The organism is Kitasatospora sp. P5_F3, assembly GCF_054049135.1.
The window spans coordinates 1-2,875 of sequence record NZ_JBFUMY010000171.1 but is presented as its reverse complement, the minus strand read 5'-3'; the positions used below and the strand labels follow the sequence as shown (position 1 = coordinate 2,875).

Below are 2,875 nucleotides of genomic sequence, written 5' to 3'. Positions count from 1 at the left end.
CCCGTACGTCTCGGCCCAGGCCCGGGCGTGGGCGTAGCCCCGCTCCCAGGAGCGGGCGTGCTTGTCCCAGATCATGCCGAGCTGGTCCAGCTCGTTGACCCGGACCGGGGCCAGCAGGCCGGCCCCGCCCAGGTAGCGCTGCCGGTCGAGGGGCGGCGAACTGCGGGCGGACCGGCCGCTCCGGTCGGCCGCTCCCCGCCCCCGGGAAGCAGCCCGACGGCAGCCGCTCCGGCCGCCATACGGTGCGGAACGCGGAGGCGTCGATCTGGCTTTCGGCTTCGGCCTGGGCGGTGGGGTCGGCGGCGGTGACCTTGGTGGGGTCGGCGGCATCGTTGGGGACGGGGAGGTACACGGGGATGATGACGCGGGCGGTCTTGCCCTGCTTGGGTCCGTCCCTCGTGCGACCGTCACCTCGTTGGCAGGCGTGACACCCACACGCCGCCCGCACGAACAGAGCCTCGGCGACGTCCCGCTCGCTTCTGCTCGGCCCGCTTGGACCGGCAGGTCGTTCGCGTCACCGCACGCAGCGGCCGCTCGACCCTGAGGGCACACGTTTAGGAACGATTGTTCTTGACCGAGTGTTCCTAAACTGCGTATGGTCGTCTCATGGGTCGCCCGAGAGGATTTGACGAGACCGAAGTGGTTCGGTCGGCAGCGGAGCTGTTCGCCGGCCGGACCTATGACGGCACCTCCATCGATGATCTGGTCGCTCACCTCGGTGTGCACCGCAACAGCCTGTACAAGACGTTCGGCAGTAAGCGCGGGTTGTACCTGGCCGCGTTGCGGTGGTCCCTGGACCATGACGTCGCCCCTTTGACCGGCCGCATTGCCGAAGCTGCCAGCCCTCTTGAGGCGGTGCGAGAGGCCCTTGCCGCACCGGCCACGGGGGCGGGCCTCGACCTGCYTCTACTGGCCGCGGTCGAACGCGCGCCGGTGGACACCGAGGTGGCCGACATGGTCGCTGAAGCGTTCGCCGCTCTGGACCGGGCCACCGGAGCCTCGGTCCGGGCCGACGACGGCGAACCATCCAACCTGGCCACAGCGCTCACCGCGACAGTTCTCGGGCTGCGCCTACGGGCCAGGTCCGGCGCCACCAGCGCGGCCGTCGACCAGGCCGGCGCCGCCTTCGCGCAGCGCCTCGACCAGCACTGAACCATCCGACTCAAAGGAACCGACATGGCCAACGTCAGGATCGACGGCGACACCCTGATCGTCGAGATCCAGGGGCTCGACAAGCTCTGGGCCCTCAAGAGCCGACTGATCATCCCGCTCGCCAACGTCCGCGGCGCGACCGCCGATCCGGGGATCTCCAGGCAGGCGAAGGGCTTTCGTGCCCCCGGCACCCACTTCCCGGGCCTCATCACCGCCGGCACGTTTCACATCGACGGAGAACGGGTCTTCTGGGACGTCCACAACTCGGCCAACGCAGTCGTGATCGAGCTGGCGGACCAGCGCTACGCTCGGCTCGTCATCGAGGTCTCCGATCCGCGTGCGGCGGTGGCACTCATCGAGCGCGCCACAGCAGTGAACTGAGGCCTGCGCGGCAGACGGCCGAGCAACTGGATTCAGGGACTCCAACCGGTCCACCGGCCGTCGCCGCAGACCCACCGGTGCCGACCCCGGGGAGGGCTCGACATGGCGGCGGGCATTCTCCGGTTTCTCGTGCGGGGACCCCGCCGCGAGCACGGGCAGGTCCCCGCCGGACCGCCAGGCGCGTCCGACTGCACGCGGTTCTCGCGCAGCCCCAAGCCCGCGCGCCCGAACCGCGCATGGCGGTACGCCCGTCCAGCGACGTACAGGCTCTCCGGGCTTCGAAGCCCGCGGCAAGTAGTGCGCCGACTCCTCCACCCACGTGACCTCACCCGGTGCGTCCAGGCCGACGATCGCCTGCCGGCCCCCGACGGTTGACCAGCCCGGCCGCACGCACCCGCTGCGGCATCCGGCCAGACATGGGGCGCAAGCGCGCCAACGCGCGAGCAGTTCACGCTCACCTACGGCAAGGAAGCAATCGCACCTCCTGACGCCGGTTCCGGTCGGCATCGCCATCGTGGTCCGCGGCGCAATCCGTCCCGGCCGGAACGGCGGCCCGAGCCGCCCGCAAAAACCGGCACCTGCCGGCGGGACCGACGCCAACCGCCAATACCCCACGCCGGTCGCGCCCAAGTGGTCCGCGCCGGCAAACTGGACCGAATCCCGGCGCCTGGGCCTCAGCTGACGAACCCGACAGCGCGACATCTCGCCGCGGGCGCCTATAGGTCTCGGCAACCGGCGGAGCACTGACGGTGCAGCGGCCGTCAGTGACTACCTGCGTACGCTTTCAGGTCGTCGCTGAGCATGAACGTTGAACCGGCGCGCCGCCGCGCGTACCGTCTCGCCTTGCAGCGACGGGGCCTGCTCCACTGCGGTGGCACAGGCGCAGGAACGGCACCCACGTCTATCTACGGCTTCCTCGCCCCCCGGGGACGGCTGTACACCCGCACCCAAGCGGCCGAGCGCCTGACGCACCGTCTTGTTCGACGCCGCCTGCCGATCCCGCTCAGGCATGCAGGACCAGCTGTGGACTGGCCGCCTTGATCCTCGATGACTGGCCGTTGGTGACCTGCTGGATCATCCCGATGGCCAAGGCGCAGGCGACGACGTGGACCACGGCGATCCCGGGCTGATTCGGGCTCCCGTCCAGGTCGACCGCCATCCAGAGCGGGATCCCCACGGACTTGGCGATCCAGGCGCCCCACCAGGCGTTGATCACCCAGGGCGATGCCTCCGGGTGGCCGGCCCGCGCGATGTCGAGCGCGGCCCTGCGCGGCGCCCACCACATCAGCACCGGCACGAACCACACGCCGACGGTCCGTCCCGGCGTGTACGTGTGTACGTG

The 2,875-nt window shown here is 70.6% G+C and carries 3 protein-coding genes and 1 pseudogene; 2 read left to right on the top strand and 2 right to left on the bottom strand.

Annotated elements, in window-relative coordinates; all coding sequences use genetic code 11:
* Positions 1 to 330 (bottom strand): annotated as a pseudogene (locus ACXJMZ_RS37040) (hypothetical protein); the annotation flags it as partial.
* 276 nt (positions 331 to 606) lie between these two features.
* Between ACXJMZ_RS37040 and ACXJMZ_RS37035 the strand changes: the two are divergent.
* Together ACXJMZ_RS37035 and ACXJMZ_RS37030 are read left to right on the top strand one after the other, a co-directional pair.
* Positions 607 to 1,152: a TetR/AcrR family transcriptional regulator gene (locus tag ACXJMZ_RS37035; RefSeq protein WP_457034389.1), complete on the top strand. Its 546-nt coding sequence runs from the start codon at positions 607 to 609 to the stop codon at positions 1,150 to 1,152.
* A 24-nt stretch (positions 1,153 to 1,176) separates the two neighbouring features.
* Positions 1,177 to 1,533 carry a hypothetical protein gene (locus ACXJMZ_RS37030; protein ID WP_457034388.1) on the top strand — a complete coding sequence of 119 codons (357 nt, stop codon included), beginning with the start codon at positions 1,177 to 1,179 and terminating at the stop codon, positions 1,531 to 1,533.
* Between the two features lie 1,003 nt (positions 1,534 to 2,536).
* Here the strand turns inward: ACXJMZ_RS37030 and ACXJMZ_RS37025 are convergent.
* The coding region (locus tag ACXJMZ_RS37025) for a DUF4328 domain-containing protein (RefSeq protein ID WP_457034387.1) at positions 2,537 to 2,875 on the bottom strand (339 nt) is incomplete at its 5' end.

Coding starts and splice junctions, on each gene's coding strand:
- ACXJMZ_RS37030 (WP_457034388.1), top strand. CDS start 1,177: ATGGCCAACGTCAGGATCGACGGCGACACCCTGATCGTCGAGATCCAG.